Origin of the sequence: Pandoraea captiosa (assembly GCF_902459775.1) — a bacterium.
Taxonomy (GTDB): Bacteria; Pseudomonadota; Gammaproteobacteria; order Burkholderiales; family Burkholderiaceae; genus Pandoraea; species Pandoraea captiosa.
This window is the reverse complement of record NZ_CABPSQ010000003.1, coordinates 119,675-135,291: the sequence shown is the minus strand read 5'-3', so window position 1 is coordinate 135,291 and position 15,617 is coordinate 119,675. Positions and strand designations below refer to the sequence as shown.

Here is a 15,617-nt window from a genome sequence, read left to right as displayed (position 1 = left end):
GCACGATGCGCCGCTTTTTTGATGCGGATGCGCGCGCGTGCTTGGGCGTTCGTAGGCTAAGGGGCCGGGCGTTGTACGCCGAAGTATTTCTCCAGCAGGGCGTCCAGTACGGCGACCGTTTGGACGTCTGGCACGCCGTCAAACCGATGCGTCGGGCAAAAGTGCATCTGGAACGATTGGACGACGTGCCGCGTCGCGTCATCCAACTCGCCGGATTGCGGTGTGTCGTAGCCATAAGCGAGCAGTTTCGCCTGCAGTGCCGCGATGTCGCCACGGTACGGCGCGTTCTGCGCAAAGTACGCGACCGTCGTCTCATTCGGCCACGCGCCCAATCCGCGTTCGTAGAGGCGCTTCCACGGAAACCGCGGGCCGGGATCGATCTTGCGGCCCGGGGCAATGTCGGCGTGACCGACCACGCGGGTCGGGCCGATGCGATGGCGCTGCACGATAGCGGTGGCCAACTGGCAGACGACATCGATCTGCTCGTCCGGGTAGGCGTGCCATCGCCGTAGCGCCAAAGGCAGATCCTTGTCCGCCGGATCGAATCCGGGATTGACGATCTCGATGCCTATCGACGAGGCGTTCAGCATTCGCTCACCCTGCCATGCGCTCACGCCGGCGTGGTGCGCCAGCTGCGTTTCGGGCACGAGTTGGTAGACGTGGAAGTGTCCGTCGCTGCGCGGCGTATCCGGCACGAGGTAATGGGCACTGACGCCCCGCGCGACGCTCGTCAGAATCTGGAGCGATTCCGCCAGCGAGACTTCCGTGTAATGCAGCACGAGTGTGCGGATGCGGCATTCCTGATTCGGCGAGCGCACCGACGTATCGATATCGAACTCGACGGATCGGGGCGCGGGCGACGCCGAGGCGGCGGAGGATGTCGTGCTCGCCTGCGTGAGGGGGGGAGCTCCCAGCGCGACGCACAGGCCAGTGGCCCTGGCGAGAAAATCCCGGCGTTGGGGCGTCGTGGCGTCGCTCAGAGGCGTCTGTCGAACGTTACGCATCGGTCTTCTGTCACGTCGTTGGGACTCGGACAGCGTAGTCGTTGGTGAGCGTCGAAGACTTGTGAGAATGGCTCACGCCGGCCCGCAGAGGCGGGGCCGGCGTGATTGCGGGAATGCGTTTGCCGCGAACGATGGGCAATCGAGCGATTGCCCAGAGGATGATGCGAGACGTTACCCGAAGTCGATCAGGCGTCGCCCAGTTCGTCGCCCAGTTCCTTGGCACGACTGTTGGCGGCCTTCACGCCGCGTACGATCGCGTCCTTGATCGCGTCCTTTTCGAACGACGAGATGGCCGCGAAGGTCGTGCCGCCCTTGGACGTCACCCGGTCGCGCAACACGCTGGCGGGCTCGGTCGAGTCTGCCGCAAGTTGCGAAGCGCCGGTAAACGTGGCGATGGCAAGCTGCCGACCCTGTTCGGGCGTGAAACCCAGTTCCTGCGCCGCTTGTTCCAGTGCCTCGATGAAGTAGAAGACGTAGGCGGGCCCGCTGCCCGAAATCGCCGTCACGGCGTCGAGCTGGCTCTCCTTCTCGACCCAGACGATCTCCCCGGCGGCGCTCAGCACGTTTTCGGCACGCTTGCGCTGGTCGGAGTCCACACCCGAGAGCGCGATCAGACCGGTGATGCCCTTGCCGATCAATGCGGGCGTGTTCGGCATGCAGCGCACGATCTGGTTATGGCCGCCGAGCCAGCGCGCCAGATCGGATGCGCGAATCCCTGCGGCGATGCTGATGACCAGTTGACCGTTCAGATGCGGTTGGAGGGCTTGGGCAACATCCTTGAGCACCTGGGGTTTGACGGCGAGCACGAGCGTGTCGTAATCGCGCAGCCGGTCGTTGGGGGCGCTGGCCGTCTCGATGTTGTGTTGCTTGACGAGACCTTCGCGCGTCGATTCGTTGACGTCGATGGCGAGAATGTCGCGCGGGGCCGTGCCGCGCTTGACGAGTCCGCCGATCAAGGCGTTGGCCATGTTGCCGCCGCCGATGAATGCAATTCTCATAACCATCCTTTTGCGTTGCGTATGTCGTTACTCGTGACTCTGTTGCTGCTGCACGTGAGTGCTGGCGGTAGCGCGCGCATCCGATGGGCTGCCGGTGCGCTCGCTGCCTGCGGCACGCCGCGATCAGGCCCGGGAGCCGTAATCGCGTGTGCCGAAAATCGCGGTGCCGATGCGCACCATTGTCGCACCCTCGGCCACGGCCGCCTCCAGATCCGCGGACATGCCCATCGAGAGCGTATCGAGCGCCAGGCCGTCGGCGCGCAACGCGTCGAACAACTCGCGAACCGCCCTGAAAGGAGCCCGCTGACGCGCCGGGTCGTCTTCCGGTTCGGGAATCGCCATCAACCCCCGCAGCGTCAGATTCGGCAGCGCCGCGATGGCGCGCGCGACAGCAGGGACTTCCTCGGGCGTCACGCCGCTCTTGCTCGCCTCGCCGCTGATGTTGACCTGCAGGCACACCTGCAACGGCGGCATGTCTGTCGGACGCTGGGCGCTCAGACGCTGCGCGATCTTCAGGCGATCGACGGAGTGCACCCAGTCGAAATGTTCCGCGACGGCCCGCGTCTTGTTGCTTTGCAGCGGCCCGATGAAATGCCACTCCAGGGGCTGCCCGCCGAGCGTCTCGCCTTTGAGCGTGGCAATCTTGTCGAGGGCCTCCTGCACGTAGTTCTCGCCGAACGCCCGCTGGCCAGCCGCGAGGGCGTCGCGAACGGCTTGCGCGCCGAAGGTCTTCGACACGGCGAGCAGGCGCACGCTACCCGCCGGCCGACCTGCGTCGGCGGTCGCGCGTGAAATCCGGGAAAGGACGTCGTCGAGATGTGCTGCAATGGTCGACATAGAACAGGTTCGGCAGATTCGGCAGGTTCAGACTGGGGGGGGCTGCGGTATTTGGCGTCGGTTCAGGCGTGTTGGGCAACGATTATAGCCGTGCTCGCGCCAGAGGTGCTACCCGGGGAAAAAAGGGAGGTGCTACCGCATGCCGAGCGCGTCGAGGGGCATCGGTTGTGGCAGACTTCGCGGTGCCAACACCAACGGGGAGCCGGAGATGAGCGCAAGTTCGCAGCGCGTTTACGATTTTTCAGTCCAGACGCTGGCCGGCGAATCCGTCAGCCTGTCGCAGTACCGCGGCAAGGTACTGCTGATCGTCAACACGGCGAGCGAGTGTGGGTTCACGCCTCAGTACGCCGGTTTGCAGACACTCTATGAGCAACTCGGCCCGCGGGGCTTCGAGGTGCTCGCTTTTCCCTGCAATCAATTCGGCAAGCAGGAGCCGGGCGACGCGCAGGCCATTCGCAGCTTCTGCGACTTGCGTTTTCACATCACGTTTCCGATGTTTGCCAAGATCGACGTCAAGGGACCGGACGCCGCGCCGCTCTACGCGTATCTCACGCAGGAAAAGCGCGGCGTGCTCGGCACGAAGGCGATCAAGTGGAACTTCACCAAGTTTCTGGTTGACGCTTCGGGCAACGTGGTGGCGCGGTATGCACCGACCGAGAAGCCCGAGGCGATTCGCGCGGATATCGAGAAACTGCTGCCCTGATAACGTTAAAGGCCGAAACGCCGACGCAGCGTGAGCAACGGCCGAACGAATCCGACCAGCGAGTGAGCGGACGCCTGTACGGGCGAGCGGACCGGCACGCTTGGCGTGCCGCTGTTGTCTCGCCACACGATGCGCGCGCCGGTCTCGCTCGTCAGCGTCATCCAGCCCGATGTCTGCACCACGTGAACCTGTCCTGCCGTGAGCGGCACGGTGGTGCGCCAGATGCTCTCCGACAGCCAGTGCGAGGCGGGTGTCAGCACCGCACGGCCCGTCCCCACGTGAAGCACCGTGCCACGGCTCACGTACCCGTGGAACGACTGCCCGCGCATGAGCGTGAGGTCAGTGGACTGGGTAGGGAAAACGGGGGCGAGGGGCTTTGCCATGATGGACTCCGGGGCGTTGAACAGATGACTACAGCGTATCGACGGCCTGGGCGCCCCGGTAGGCACACAGTCACGCGGTTTGGCCCGTAACAGACGGGCGCAGGGCGTTCTGTTACGATGCCAAATCCTCAAATCTGTATCTGTTATGGTTGCGCGCAATGGCCGATCATCTGCGCATGGACGCCGCTAATCCCGAACATCTGGTCGCTGACCAGACACCCTCGACGCCCCCGACGCACCTGACGTCGCCCACGCCGCCCACGCCGCCCACGCATCGGGCCGCACCGGCGCCTGCCGTTGCCGAGGAGCGCACGCCGCTCTACCGTCAACTGGCGGACCACTACCGTCACGCCATCGAAGCCGGCACGCTCGAACCCGGTGCCCGCATGCCCAGCGTGCGGGCGCTCATGGAGCGGCACCAGGTCAGCTTGTCGACGGCATTACAGACGTGCCGTCACCTTGAAGCGCAGGGATTGCTCGAAGCGCGGCCGCGTTCGGGCTACTTCGTGCGCACGCCGGCGCGGGCGAGCCTCGTGCCCGTGGCCGAGCCACGTCCGTGGGTGCCCGACCTGATGCAGTACGTGGGCATCAACCAGCGCGTGTCGTCCATTCTTGCCCGAGGCCTTCAGGCGGACGTCAAAATCAACCTGGCGGTCGCGCACGGCTCGCCGTCGCTCTATCCCGTCAACGAACTGCGCCAGGCCACGATTCGCGCGCTGCGCGACAACCCGCTGCTCTACGGCACGCCGCCGCCGGGCGGGGGCGACGCCCGTTTTCGTTCCGCGATCGCAAGGCGCGCGCTCGAAGCGCGCATGAATATCAATCCGGAAGAGATCGTCGTCACGCACGGTTGCATCGAGGCGATCAACCTCGCCTTGCGGGCCGTGGCGAGTTCGGGCGACGTGGTCGCTGTCGAATCCCCGACGTATTACGCGCTGCTGCAGACGCTGGAAAGCATGGGAATTCGCGCGCTCGAGATTCCGACGAGTCCGCAAACGGGTATCTCGCTCGACGCGCTGGAACTGGCCAGCCAGACCTACGAGAACATCAAGGCGGTGATCGTGGTGCCGCATTTCCAGAATCCGCTCGGCTCGGTGATGCCGGACGCGCACAAGGCGCAACTTGTGAAGTGGGCGGAGTCGCGCGGCATCGCGATCATCGAGGACGACACGTACTCCGCGCTGGGCGACGACGGCAACATTCCCGCCGCCATCCGGTCATGGGATACGACGGGCAACGTGATTCACTGCGCGTCGTTGCACAAGACACTTGCGCCGGGTATGCGGCTGGGCTGGATTGCCGGGGGCAAGTGGCAGTGGCGCGTGGAGATGCTCAAGTACGCGCAAACGCGCCCGAACGAAGCTCTGGCGCAGATTGCGATGGGCGAGTTCATGGATTCGCCTCGCTTCGATCGGCACTTGCGCCACTTGCGCACGCAGTTGCGCGAGCACCGTGCGGCAATGGCCGAGGCGATCGCCACCTATTTCCCGGCGGGCACTCGCCTGACACAACCGGCCGGGGGGCTGAGCCTGTGGGTGGAGATGCCGGGCGGCGTGAGTTCCGAGCGGTTGTTCGACGCGGCGCTGGCCAAAGGTATCCGCGTCGCACCGGGCAGCCTGTTTTCCAACTCGGCGCGCTACGACAATTTCCTGCGCATCAACGGCGGGCAACCGTTCACGCGCGAGGTCGACAAGGCCGTGCGCACGCTTGCCACCGAAGTCATCCGGCTGCTGGACGCCAACGGCTGAGCGCAGGTCGCGCGCTGGTTATACGCTGGTTCACGCAGGCCACGCGCAGCCCGATCCTGCGGGCGGGCGCGCTCAGAACTCCGGATACATCCGTCCCGGATTGAAAATGCCTGCGGGATCGAACACCGACTTCAGATTCCGATGGATGCGCATGACCGGCGCAGGCAGCGGCGTGAAGACGCTCACACCCGGCTCTCCATAGCGGAACAACGTGGCATGGCCACCGTCCTGGCGCGCTGCGGAGCGCACGATCTGCGCATCCGCGTCGGTAATCCACCAGCGCTGCGCGCCACCCCACTCGATGAGTTGCTTGCCCGGCAGTCGATGCGGCTCTGCCGTGGACGGCACCGCCAGACGCCACAACGCCTGCCCCGGTCCCGCGTCGGCAAAGAAGTTGTCGGTCTGCTCGCGGATCGCGTGCCAGAACTTGGCAGCGTGAATGGCGTCCACCAGCTCGCCGCCCATTTTCACGCGCGCCGCCTTGATCGCTGCCGACGCGCCCGCCAGACGAATCACCAGCAAGTCGCTGCGCCACGCACTGCCCGTAATCGGCAACGGCTGCCCACCCCATTCGTTGAGCTTGCGCACCGCGTCGATGGCGTTCATCTCGAACTGCAGCGTGAGCTCGGCGAAGGGCTGAGGCAGCACTTTGAGCGACACCTCAAGAATGAGTCCCAGCGTGCCGAGCGAGCCGGCGAGCATACGGGAGACATCGTAGCCGGCGACGTTCTTCATCACCTGACCGCCGAAGTTCAGCACGTGCCCGCGACCGTCCATGAGCTTCGCACCGAGCACGAAGTCGCGCACCGAGCCGACCGCGCTGCGACGCGGCCCGGCCAGGCCGGCCGCCACGGCGCCGCCAAGGGTGGCCCCCGGTCCGAAATAGGGCGGCTCGAACGGCAGCAACTGGTTGCGCTCGGCCAGGGCGGTTTCGATGTCGGCCAGCGGGGTGCCGCAACGCGCGGTAATGACGAGTTCAGCCGGATCGTAGGCGACGATGCCGCGGTAAGCGCGCGTATCGAGCACGTCGCCCACGCGTTGCTGGCCATACCATGCCTTGGTGCCACCCCCGCGAAGCTGGAGCGGCGCACGACGTGCGGTGGCCTGTTCGATGACGGCGCGGAAATTCTCGAGGGTGTCGTTCGTGTCGGTCATCAGCTCGGTTCGGGCGGCGGTGTCGTATCGGATTGGTAGGGCCCCAGCTCGCTGCCGCAATGCTTGCAGAAGCGCGCGTCGGGGTCGTGTCCTTCAGTCTGGCATTGGCCGCAGGTGCGCGTGGTGATCGGCTTCTTGCGCATGGCCGAGTGAATCTCGGCGCCCATGATGCCCGTGGGTATGGCAATCACGCTATAGCCGAGCAGCATGACGAAGCCGGTAATTGCCTTGCCCAGTCCGGTCACGGGAACCACGTCGCCGTAGCCCGTCGTAGTGAGCGTGACGATCGCCCAGTAAATCCCGACCGGGATGCTGGTGAAGCCGTGTTCCGGACCTTCGATGATGTGCATGAGCGTGCCGAAGATCACCACGATGATCGAGATGAACCCGAGAAACACGAGGATCTTGCGACGCGCGTTGTAAAGCGCAATGCTGAGAATCCCGGCTTCGTTCACATAGGCCGTGAGCTTGAGAATCCGGAACGCGCGCATCAACCGCAGCAGACGCACGTCGATCAGCCCATGCAACTCGGGCACTAGAATCGCAAGGTACGTCGGCAAAATGGCAAGCAGGTCGATCAGACCGTAGAACGACAGCGCGTAGCGCATCGGCCGGTGGGCGCTGAGCAGTCGCGCGATGTACTCGGCCGTGAACAGGAGCGTGAAGAACCACTCCAGCACGGCCATCGGGATGGGCATCGTCGCCTGCACTGCCGGCACGCTCGATACCACCACCGTGAGCACGGACAGCACGATGGCGATGAGCAACGCGATATCGAACAGCCGACCTTCGCGGGTGTCGGCTTCGAAGATGATGATGTAAAGCCGCTGCCGCCAGTCGTGCGGCAGCCATTCCGACAGCGGGCGCATGTCAGAACCTCGGCAGGTCGGGGTGCGGCAGCAATCCGCCGCGCACGTGCAGCTTGCCGTATTCGGCGCAGCGCGCGCGTGTCGGAATGCCCTTGTCCGGATTGAGCAGCCCGACCGGATCGAACGCGCGCTTCACCCCGAAAAACGCGTCGCGCTCTTCGGCGGAAAACTGGACGCACATCGAATTGATCTTCTCGATGCCCACGCCGTGTTCGCCCGTGATCGTGCCGCCGAGCTCGACACATGCTTCCAGAATGTCGCAACCGAACGCCTCGGCGCGATGCCATTCGTCCTGGTCGTTGCCGTTGAAAAGAATGAGCGGATGCATGTTCCCGTCTCCCGCATGAAAGACGTTAATACAGCGCAACCCGTATTGTTGTTCCAGGCCCTCGATGCGTTTGAGTAATGTCCCAATCGCGCGCCGTGGAATGGTGCCGTCCATGCAGTAGTAGTCCGGCGAGATGCGCCCGGCGGCGGGAAACGCATTCTTGCGCCCGGACCAGAAGCGCAGGCGCTCCTCCTCGCTGCGGGAAATCTGGAGGCGTGTCGCGCCCGACGTGCGCAGCACATGCGAGATGCGCAGGATTTCTTCGGTGACTTCTTCGGGGGTGCCGTCGGACTCGCAGAGCAGGATCGCCGCCGCGTCCAGATCGTAGCCGGCGTGCACGAATTCCTCGACCGCCTGCGTGGCGGGCTTGTCCATCATCTCCAGCCCGGCCGGGATGATGCCTGCGGCAATGATCGCGGCGACGGCGTTGCCGCCCGTCTCGACGTCATCGAAACTTGCCATGATGACTTGCGCCGTCTGTGCCCGGGGCACCAGCTTGACGGTGATCTCGGTCACGACGCCGAACATGCCCTCGCTGCCGATGAAGACGGAGAGCAAATCGAGGCCGGGCGCGTCCGGCCCGAGCGAGCCGAATTCGATGGCTTCGCCCGACATGGTGATCGCGCGCACGCGCAGCACGTTGTGCACCGTCAGCCCGTACTTCAGGCAATGCACGCCGCCCGAATTTTCCGCCACGTTGCCGCCGATGGTGCAGGCGATCTGGGACGAGGGGTCCGGCGCGTAATACAGCCCGTAAGGCGCTGCGGCCTCGGAGATTGCGAGATTGCGAACGCCCGGCTGCACGGTGGCCGTGCGAGCGTACGGATCCACTTCAATGATCTTCTTGAATTTGGCGAGCGAGAGCACCAGCCCGTCGGAGATCGGCATGGCGCCGCCGGACAGGCTCGTGCCCGCGCCTCTTGGAACGACCGGAATCCCCAGTTGATGACAGGCCTGCAAGATGCGCTGCACCTGCGACTCCGACTCCGGTAACACGACGGCGAGCGGCACGCGTCGATAGGCGGCGAGCCCGTCGCACTCGTAGGGCGTGGTGTCTTCGCGGCGATGCAGGATGCAATGCGGCGGCAGAATGCGGGCGAGCGCTTCGAGCAACTGACGCTGACGGGCGGCGAGCGCCTCGGCGTCGGTGCTATCGTCGAGCGCGACGCCCGCCGGGACCGAGCCGGGCGGGTTGGACTGGCCTTGCGGCGTGAGCGGCGCGTTCATGCGGCGCTCAGCCCGCCGCACGCAACCGGAAAATCTTGCCCGGATTGAGCAGATTGCGAGGATCGAGCGAAGTCTTGATCGCACGCATGACGTCGATGGCGTCCTCACCATGTTCGGTCACGAGGAAGCCCATCTTGTGCAGGCCCACGCCGTGCTCGCCCGTGCACGTGCCGCCCATGCGGATCGCACGCTCCACGATGCGTTGATTCAGGCGCTCGGCTTCTTCGACGTCTTCAGGCTTGTCCGGATCGATCAGAATCGCGACGTGGAAATTGCCGTCGCCGACGTGGCCCACGATCGGGCACGTGAGGTAGGAACCTTTCAGGTCCTCTTCCGTTTCGCCGACGCATTCGGCCAGACGCGAGATCGGCACGCAAACGTCCGTCGTGACGGCGCGGCTGCCCGGCTGAAGCTGGAGCATGGCGAAGTAAGCGCTGTGACGCGCGCTCCACAAACGGTTGCGGTCTTCGGTGCGCGTGGCCCATTCGAAGCCCGTGCCACCGTTTTCCTTCGCGAGTTCTTCGACCGTCTGCGCCTGCTCCTTCACACCGGCTTCGCTGCCGTGGAATTCGAAGAAGAGCGTTTGCGTCTCGGGCAGTTCCATCTTCGAATGCTTGTTGATGGCACGCACGGCGAGCGCGTCGACGAATTCCACCCGTGCCACCGGCACGCCCAGCTGAATCGTCTGAATGGTGCAATTGACGGCGTCCGTCATGCTCGGGAACGAGCAGATCGCCGCCGATACGGCTTCCGGTTGCGGATACAGGCGCACCGTCGCTTCGGTGATGATGCCGAGCGTGCCTTCGCTGCCGACGAACAGGCGCGTGAGGTCGTAACCGGCGGACGACTTGCGCGCGCGCGTGCCGGTATGGATCACCCGGCCATCGGCGAGCACCACCGTCAGCGCCAGCACGTTCTCGCGCATGGTGCCGTAGCGCACGGCGTTGGTGCCGGAGGCGCGCGTGGCGCACATGCCGCCAATGCTGGCGTCGGCACCCGGGTCGATCGGGAAGAACAACCCGGTATCGCGCAGGGCTTCGTTCAGGGCCTTGCGCGAGATTCCCGGTTGCGTGGTGACGGTCAGGTCTTCGGCGTTGATCGAGACGATCTGGTTCATCTCGGACAGGTCGAGCGACAAACCGCCCTCGACGGCCAGCAGATGGCCTTCGAGCGAAGAACCGGCGCCGTAAGGAATGATGGGGACGTCGTATTTCGCACAGCATCTGACGATCTCGGAGACCTCTTGCGTGCTGTGCGCGAATGCCACCGCGTCGGGCAGCATCGGATCGAAGGGAGACTCGTCACGGCCGTGGTGTTCGCGCAGCGCTTCCTTCGTGCTCACGCGCTCGCCCAGCAGGGCTTGCAACTCGGTGAGCAGGGCGTCGGGAAACGGACGCTTTGCGGCGAACGGCAGATGGGGGTGATTCACGGCGTTCTCCTTCGGGTCTCCGGGCCGCCCGGCGCCGGTAGGCGAGGGCGGACACCATATCGGGTGGGGTCTTGGGCGCGCGCAGCGCTCCCTGACACCTCATGAGCGGGGATTTTACGCCGTGGCGGCGTTTTTCCCCACACTTTGCGTCATATCATACGGACTTGCCGTATATCGACGCCATCGGAATTGCCTGAAAAACAAGCAACCGGTCGCTGTACGGTCAATTTCAATCAAAAAGGCAGACCGTGCGGCAGTCGACAGGCGTCGCCGGGTGAAATGTGCCGCAAGGGGTAGGTGTCAGAAGATGGGTAATCGTTTGAGCAAGATCGTCACGCGTACCGGCGACGGCGGCAAAACCGGCCTGGGAGATGGCGCTCGCGTCGACAAGTTCAGCCTGCGCATCGTCGCCATCGGCGAGGTCGACGAGACCAATTCGCATATCGGCGTGCTGCTGTGCGAAGACTTGCCGCAGGACGTGCGCAGCATGCTGATCGATATTCAGCATGACCTGTTCGATCTGGGCGGGGAGTTGAGCATGCCGCGTCAGACGTTGCTGGGAGACGCCCACGTGGCGAAACTCGACGAGTGGCTGGCGCATTACAACGCCGATCTGCCGCGTCTGAAGGAATTCATTTTGCCGGGCGGCACTCGCGCGGCGGCGCAGGCGCATATCGTGCGGACCGTGGCGCGTCGCGCCGAGCGGGCGATGGTGGCCCTTGGCGCCGAGGAGACGGTGGCGCCGGCGCCGCGTCAGTACGTCAACCGCCTGTCCGACCTGATGTTCGTGCTGGCCCGCGTGCTCAATCGCGCGGGTGGCGGTACCGACGTGCTGTGGCAACGCGACCGGGCCGAAGGCGGCAACCCGTAATCTCCGGGCGTCCCCCGCGGCGTCCCTATGACGTCCCTGTGATGCAAGCCGGGCGACCCTGTCGTCAGGGTCGCCCTCGGTCGTGACGCCGATCAGTTACCCGCGCCGCGAGCCACGCGACGTGCACGCACGGCCTCGGCCAGCGTGTCGAGCACCTTCAGACTGTCTTCCCAGTTGATGCAGGCGTCGGTAATGCTCTGGCCGTACGTCAGTTCCTTGCCCGGCACGTGATCCTGACGGCCCGCCACCAGATGCGATTCGACCATCACGCCGATGATGCGGTCGTCGCCACCGGCGATCTGACGGGCGATGTCCTCGCACACCGGGATCTGATTCTCGTGCTTCTTCTGGCTGTTGGCGTGCGACGCGTCGATCATCACGCGCGCGGCCAGGCCGGACTTGGCGATGTCGTCGCAGGCGGTTTGCACGCTGGCTGCGTCATAGTTGGGCGCCTTGCCGCCGCGCAGAATCAGGTGGCAGTCCTCGTTGCCCGCGGTCGAGACGATCGCCGAGTGCCCGCCCTTGGTCACCGACAGGAAATGGTGCGGCTGCGAGGCGGCCTTGATGGCGTCCACGGCGATCTTCACGTTGCCGTCGGTGCCGTTCTTGAAGCCGACCGGGCACGACAGGCCCGACGCCAGCTCCCGGTGCACCTGCGACTCGGTGGTGCGCGCGCCGATGGCGCCCCACGATACGAGATCGGCGATGTACTGCGGGCTGATCATGTCGAGGTATTCGGTGCCGGCGGGCAGGCCCATTTCGTTGATCTGGGCGAGCAGCTCGCGCGCCTGACGCAGGCCGTCGTTGATCTTGAAGCTGTTGTCCATGTGCGGGTCGTTGATCAGACCCTTCCAGCCCACGGTCGTGCGCGGCTTTTCGAAGTACACACGCATGACGATTTCGAGTTCCCCCTTCAGGCGCTCACGCTGTTCGACCAGCCGTGCGGCGTACTCAAGCGCGGCCTTCGGGTCGTGGATCGAGCACGGCCCGATAATCACGACGAGGCGGTCTTCCATGCCGTGCAGCACGCGGTGGATGGCGCCGCGCGAGCGATGGATGAGGTCGGCGCTCGCTTCCGAGCACGGGTATTCGCGGATCAGGTGCGCCGGGGGCGTCAGTTCCTTCAGTTCGCGAATACGGACATCATCGGTGTTGTGGGGAGGCATGGTTTTTCTCCTGGGCAGTTCGGACTGCAGTTCGTTTCTCGGGATTCGGGTCAAAAAAAAACCGCCAGACTCGCTGGCGGTTTTTCAGGATTCGTTCGGTGCTTACTGCTGCAACTGTCCCTCTCCATCCGCCAGCGGTGTGAGATACGCAAAAAAGTAAAAGTAAAACTTGCTGGCGATCATGAAGGATGTCTGGGACATGGCGTTGCCGGCGGATTGCCGTGCACAGAAACAACTTTATACGCCTAATCGAATGACGCTGCAACCGAGGTGACCGCTACAGGACGGAAAAACGCGCGGATTAGCCGCATTTCGACTGTCTGTTTTGCGTCTAAAAATCGTTGTTTCGAGAAAACATGCGAAAACGCCCGGTTTGACCCGGGCGCCTTGCTATGCTTTACGCATTTTTTGCGGTGCGCAATCCGATGGGCAGCGACGGTCCTGCGTCCTTCATCCTGCGTGCTGCGGATCGCCGGTTACCCTCAGGCCGTGCCGCCGACCGTCATGTTCTCCATGCGCAGTGTCGGCTGACCGACGCCCACCGGCACGCTCTGACCTTCCTTGCCGCACACGCCCACGCCCGAGTCGAGCGACATGTCGTTGCCGATCATCGTCACGTCCTTGAGCGATTCGGGGCCATTGCCGATCAGCGTGGCGCCCTTGACCGGATACGTGATCTTGCCGTCTTCGATCATGTACGCCTCGGACATCGAGAACACGAACTTGCCGTTGGTGATGTCGACCTGACCGCCGCCGAAGTTCACCGCATACAGGCCGCGCTTGACCGACTTGATGATTTCCTCGGGATCCTTGTCGCCACCGAGCATGTACGTGTTCGTCATGCGTGGCATGGGCAGCGCCGCGTAGGATTCGCGGCGGCCGTTGCCGGTGACCGGCATCTTCATCAGGCGTGCGTTGAGGCTGTCCTGCATGTAGCCCTTCAGAATGCCGTCTTCGATGAGGGTGGTGCACTGCGTCGCATTGCCCTCGTCGTCGATGTTCAGCGAGCCGCGACGGTTCGACAGCGTGCCGTCGTCCACCACGGTGACGCCCTTGGCCGCCACGCGCTCGCCCAGACGACCCGAGAAGGCCGACGAACCCTTGCGGTTGAAGTCGCCTTCGAGCCCATGGCCGACCGCTTCGTGCAGCAGCACGCCGGGCCAGCCCGGTCCGAGCACGACGGTCATCGCACCGGCGGGCGCCGGGCGGGCGTCGAGCTTGACGATCGCGCCGTCAACCGCTTCCTTGACGTACTTTTCGAGCAGATCGTCGGTGAAGTAACCGTAATCCAGGCGGGCACCGCCACCGCTGTTGCCGATTTCGCGACGTCCGTTGGATTCGACGATGACGGTGACCGACACACGCACGAGCGGGCGCACGTCGGCGGCGATCACGCCGTCGCTGCGCGCCACGAGCACCACGTCGTACTCGCCGGCCAGACCGGCCATCACCTGCGACACGCGCGGATCGCGTGCGCGGGCGAGCTTCTCGATGCGCTCGAGCAGCGCAACCTTGCCGTTGGCGTCGAGCGACGCGAGCGGGTCCGAGGGCAGGTACAGCCCGTGACCGCTGGCGCTGGCCAGCTTGCTGCCGACCTTCACGCGACCACGACCGGCCGAGGCAATGCTGCGCGTTGCGGCTGCGGCGTCCTTGAGGGCGATGTCGGAGATGTCGTCGGAGTAGGCGAACGCCGTGCGATCGCCCACGATGGCGCGCACCCCCACGCCCTGATCGATCGAGAACGAGCCCGATTTGACGATGCCTTCCTCCAGACTCCACGCTTCGCTGCGCGTGTACTGGAAGTACAGGTCGGCGTAATCCACGCGATGCGTGAAGATATCGCCGAGGGCGCGCTGGAGATGGCTTTCGTCGAGGCCGTACGGCGTGAGCAGCAGCTCACGGGCCGTGGCCAGGTTCTGGATGCCGGTGTCGATGATTTTCATGCGGTGTCAGGCCAAGGAAATGTATTCGGTAGATGAGGGCGAATCGGGCGAAATCAACGTCGCGCGATGGGCATGAGGCGTCAACCCTGAAGCACGCGGTGTCGCCACGCGGGCAAGCTCTCGCGTACGCCGGCGAGCCGGACCGGGTCGATGTCGCCGACGACCACGCCGGCGCCTTGCGCTTCACGCTGGGCGACGATCTCGCCCCATGGATCGATCAGCATGGAATGCCCCCAGGTGCGTCGCCCGTTTTCGTGGTGTCCGCCTTGCGCGGACGCAAGCACGTAACACTGATTCTCGACGGCCCGCGCACGCAGCAGCAATTCCCAGTGCGCGCGGCCCGTGGTGTAGGTAAAGGCTGCGGGTACGACCATGAGCGTACAGTCGCCCATGGCACGGTACAACTCGGGAAAACGCAGGTCGTAGCAGACCGACAGGCCAACACGTCCGAAGGGCGCCTCGAAGGTCCGCACGGCCTCGCCCGGGCAAATGGTGCGCGCCTCGTCGTAGGCTTCTTCGCCCTTGACGAAATTGAACAGATGAATCTTGTCGTAACGCGCCGCGGGCGCACCGTCAGGCCCGAAGACCAGCGTCGTGTTGAGCACGCGCTCGGGTTCGGGGGCCGCCAGCGGGAGTGTCCCGCCGATCAGCCAGACACCGTGCCGGCGGGCCGTCTCGCTCAGGAAATCCTGGATCGGTCCGCTGCCCGGCGTTTCCCGAAGCGCGAGCTTGTCGGTATCGCGCTGTCCCATGTAGCAGAAGTACTCGGGCAACAGCACCAGTTGCGCGCCGGCGTGTGCCGCTTCGGCCACCAGAAGGGCCGCTTCGCGCAGGTTGCGCTCGACGTCCGGTGCGCTGACCATCTGCACGGCGGCCACGCGTGCGGGCGCTGGTGCGCGCGTTTGTGCGAGATCGCGCGGGGCGGCTGGCTTCGTTTCGGGACTCGTCATGAAATA

General features: G+C 64.8%; 14 protein-coding genes. 3 read left to right on the top strand and 11 right to left on the bottom strand.

Annotated elements, in window-relative coordinates:
• Positions 1-56 precede the first annotated feature (56 nt).
• The 3 genes from PCA31118_RS11125 to PCA31118_RS11115 form a co-directional block, all read right to left on the bottom strand.
• A complete protein-coding gene (locus PCA31118_RS11125; protein ID WP_150625303.1) occupies positions 57-1,004 on the bottom strand; it encodes an N-acetylmuramoyl-L-alanine amidase in 948 nt (315 codons plus the stop codon).
• A gap of 185 nt (positions 1,005-1,189) precedes the next feature.
• The gene (proC, locus tag PCA31118_RS11120) at positions 1,190-2,002 is read right to left on the bottom strand and encodes a pyrroline-5-carboxylate reductase (protein ID WP_150625302.1); all 813 of its coding nucleotides are present in this window, start codon (positions 2,000-2,002) and stop codon (positions 1,190-1,192) included.
• A 123-nt stretch (positions 2,003-2,125) separates the two neighbouring features.
• Entirely contained in the window at positions 2,126-2,839 is a 714-nt protein-coding gene (locus PCA31118_RS11115; RefSeq protein ID WP_150625301.1) for a YggS family pyridoxal phosphate-dependent enzyme, read from the bottom strand.
• 208 nt (positions 2,840-3,047) lie between these two features.
• Here PCA31118_RS11115 and PCA31118_RS11110 point away from each other — a divergent pair, with 208 nt between their 5' ends.
• Positions 3,048-3,542 (top strand): glutathione peroxidase, encoded by a 495-nt coding sequence (locus tag PCA31118_RS11110; protein ID WP_150625300.1) that lies wholly within the window; start codon positions 3,048-3,050, stop codon positions 3,540-3,542.
• Positions 3,543-3,547: 5 nt separating this feature from the next.
• On the opposite strand, the gene PCA31118_RS11105 is transcribed toward PCA31118_RS11110, so the two are convergent.
• Complete coding sequence (locus PCA31118_RS11105) at positions 3,548-3,925, bottom strand: hypothetical protein (protein ID WP_150625299.1); 378 nt, start codon at positions 3,923-3,925, stop codon at positions 3,548-3,550.
• A 158-nt stretch (positions 3,926-4,083) separates the two neighbouring features.
• On the opposite strand from PCA31118_RS11105, the gene PCA31118_RS11100 reads away from it, so the two are divergent.
• Positions 4,084-5,673: an aminotransferase-like domain-containing protein gene (locus PCA31118_RS11100; protein ID WP_246190186.1), complete on the top strand. Its 1,590-nt coding sequence runs from the start codon at positions 4,084-4,086 to the stop codon at positions 5,671-5,673.
• Between the two features lie 72 nt (positions 5,674-5,745).
• Here the strand turns inward: PCA31118_RS11100 and glcE are convergent, their stop codons facing one another.
• Genes glcE through PCA31118_RS11080 form a run of 4 tightly spaced genes read right to left on the bottom strand, consistent with a single transcriptional unit; the run spans position 5,746 to position 10,681 of the window.
• Positions 5,746-6,828, bottom strand: coding sequence for a glycolate oxidase subunit GlcE (gene glcE / locus PCA31118_RS11095; protein ID WP_044456896.1), 1,083 nt, complete (start codon positions 6,826-6,828; stop codon positions 5,746-5,748).
• Positions 6,828-7,697, bottom strand: a complete 870-nt coding sequence (locus PCA31118_RS11090) for an ion transporter (protein ID WP_150625298.1) — start codon at positions 7,695-7,697, stop codon at positions 6,828-6,830. Before PCA31118_RS11090 ends, glcE begins: the two co-directional genes overlap by 1 nt.
• A gap of 1 nt (position 7,698) precedes the next feature.
• The gene (locus PCA31118_RS11085) at positions 7,699-9,252 is read right to left on the bottom strand and encodes an FAD-linked oxidase C-terminal domain-containing protein (protein ID WP_246190185.1); all 1,554 of its coding nucleotides are present in this window, start codon (positions 9,250-9,252) and stop codon (positions 7,699-7,701) included.
• A gap of 7 nt (positions 9,253-9,259) precedes the next feature.
• Entirely contained in the window at positions 9,260-10,681 is a 1,422-nt protein-coding gene (locus PCA31118_RS11080) for an FAD-binding oxidoreductase (RefSeq protein ID WP_150625297.1), read from the bottom strand.
• 307 nt (positions 10,682-10,988) lie between these two features.
• Here PCA31118_RS11080 and PCA31118_RS11075 point away from each other — a divergent pair, with 307 nt between their 5' ends.
• The gene (locus PCA31118_RS11075) at positions 10,989-11,552 is read left to right on the top strand and encodes a cob(I)yrinic acid a,c-diamide adenosyltransferase (protein ID WP_150625296.1); all 564 of its coding nucleotides are present in this window, start codon (positions 10,989-10,991) and stop codon (positions 11,550-11,552) included.
• Positions 11,553-11,644: 92 nt separating this feature from the next.
• Here the strand turns inward: PCA31118_RS11075 and aroG are convergent, their stop codons facing one another.
• From aroG to PCA31118_RS11060, 3 genes are all read right to left on the bottom strand, one after another.
• Positions 11,645-12,718 (bottom strand): 3-deoxy-7-phosphoheptulonate synthase AroG, encoded by a 1,074-nt coding sequence (gene aroG / locus PCA31118_RS11070; protein ID WP_150625295.1) that lies wholly within the window; start codon positions 12,716-12,718, stop codon positions 11,645-11,647.
• Between the two features lie 482 nt (positions 12,719-13,200).
• Positions 13,201-14,661, bottom strand: a complete 1,461-nt coding sequence (tldD, locus tag PCA31118_RS11065) for a metalloprotease TldD (protein ID WP_150625294.1) — start codon at positions 14,659-14,661, stop codon at positions 13,201-13,203.
• A gap of 80 nt (positions 14,662-14,741) precedes the next feature.
• Positions 14,742-15,611 carry a carbon-nitrogen hydrolase family protein gene (locus PCA31118_RS11060; RefSeq protein WP_150625293.1) on the bottom strand — a complete coding sequence of 290 codons (870 nt, stop codon included), beginning with the start codon at positions 15,609-15,611 and terminating at the stop codon, positions 14,742-14,744.
• Positions 15,612-15,617 lie beyond the last annotated feature (6 nt).

Bases quoted from the DNA above. Each gene is read 5' to 3' on its own strand.
- PCA31118_RS11125 (WP_150625303.1), bottom strand. From the start codon at position 1,004: ATGCGTAACGTTCGACAGACGCCTCTGAGCGACGCCACGACGCCCCAA.
- proC (WP_150625302.1), bottom strand. From the start codon at position 2,002: ATGAGAATTGCATTCATCGGCGGCGGCAACATGGCCAACGCCTTGATC.
- PCA31118_RS11115 (WP_150625301.1), bottom strand. From the start codon at position 2,839: ATGTCGACCATTGCAGCACATCTCGACGACGTCCTTTCCCGGATTTCA.
- PCA31118_RS11110 (WP_150625300.1), top strand. From the start codon at position 3,048: ATGAGCGCAAGTTCGCAGCGCGTTTACGATTTTTCAGTCCAGACGCTG.
- PCA31118_RS11105 (WP_150625299.1), bottom strand. From the start codon at position 3,925: ATGGCAAAGCCCCTCGCCCCCGTTTTCCCTACCCAGTCCACTGACCTC.
- PCA31118_RS11100 (WP_246190186.1), top strand. From the start codon at position 4,084: ATGGCCGATCATCTGCGCATGGACGCCGCTAATCCCGAACATCTGGTC.
- glcE (WP_044456896.1), bottom strand. From the start codon at position 6,828: ATGACCGACACGAACGACACCCTCGAGAATTTCCGCGCCGTCATCGAA.
- PCA31118_RS11090 (WP_150625298.1), bottom strand. From the start codon at position 7,697: ATGCGCCCGCTGTCGGAATGGCTGCCGCACGACTGGCGGCAGCGGCTT.
- PCA31118_RS11085 (WP_246190185.1), bottom strand. From the start codon at position 9,252: ATGAACGCGCCGCTCACGCCGCAAGGCCAGTCCAACCCGCCCGGCTCG.
- PCA31118_RS11075 (WP_150625296.1), top strand. From the start codon at position 10,989: ATGGGTAATCGTTTGAGCAAGATCGTCACGCGTACCGGCGACGGCGGC.
- aroG (WP_150625295.1), bottom strand. From the start codon at position 12,718: ATGCCTCCCCACAACACCGATGATGTCCGTATTCGCGAACTGAAGGAA.
- tldD (WP_150625294.1), bottom strand. From the start codon at position 14,661: ATGAAAATCATCGACACCGGCATCCAGAACCTGGCCACGGCCCGTGAG.
- PCA31118_RS11060 (WP_150625293.1), bottom strand. From the start codon at position 15,611: ATGACGAGTCCCGAAACGAAGCCAGCCGCCCCGCGCGATCTCGCACAA.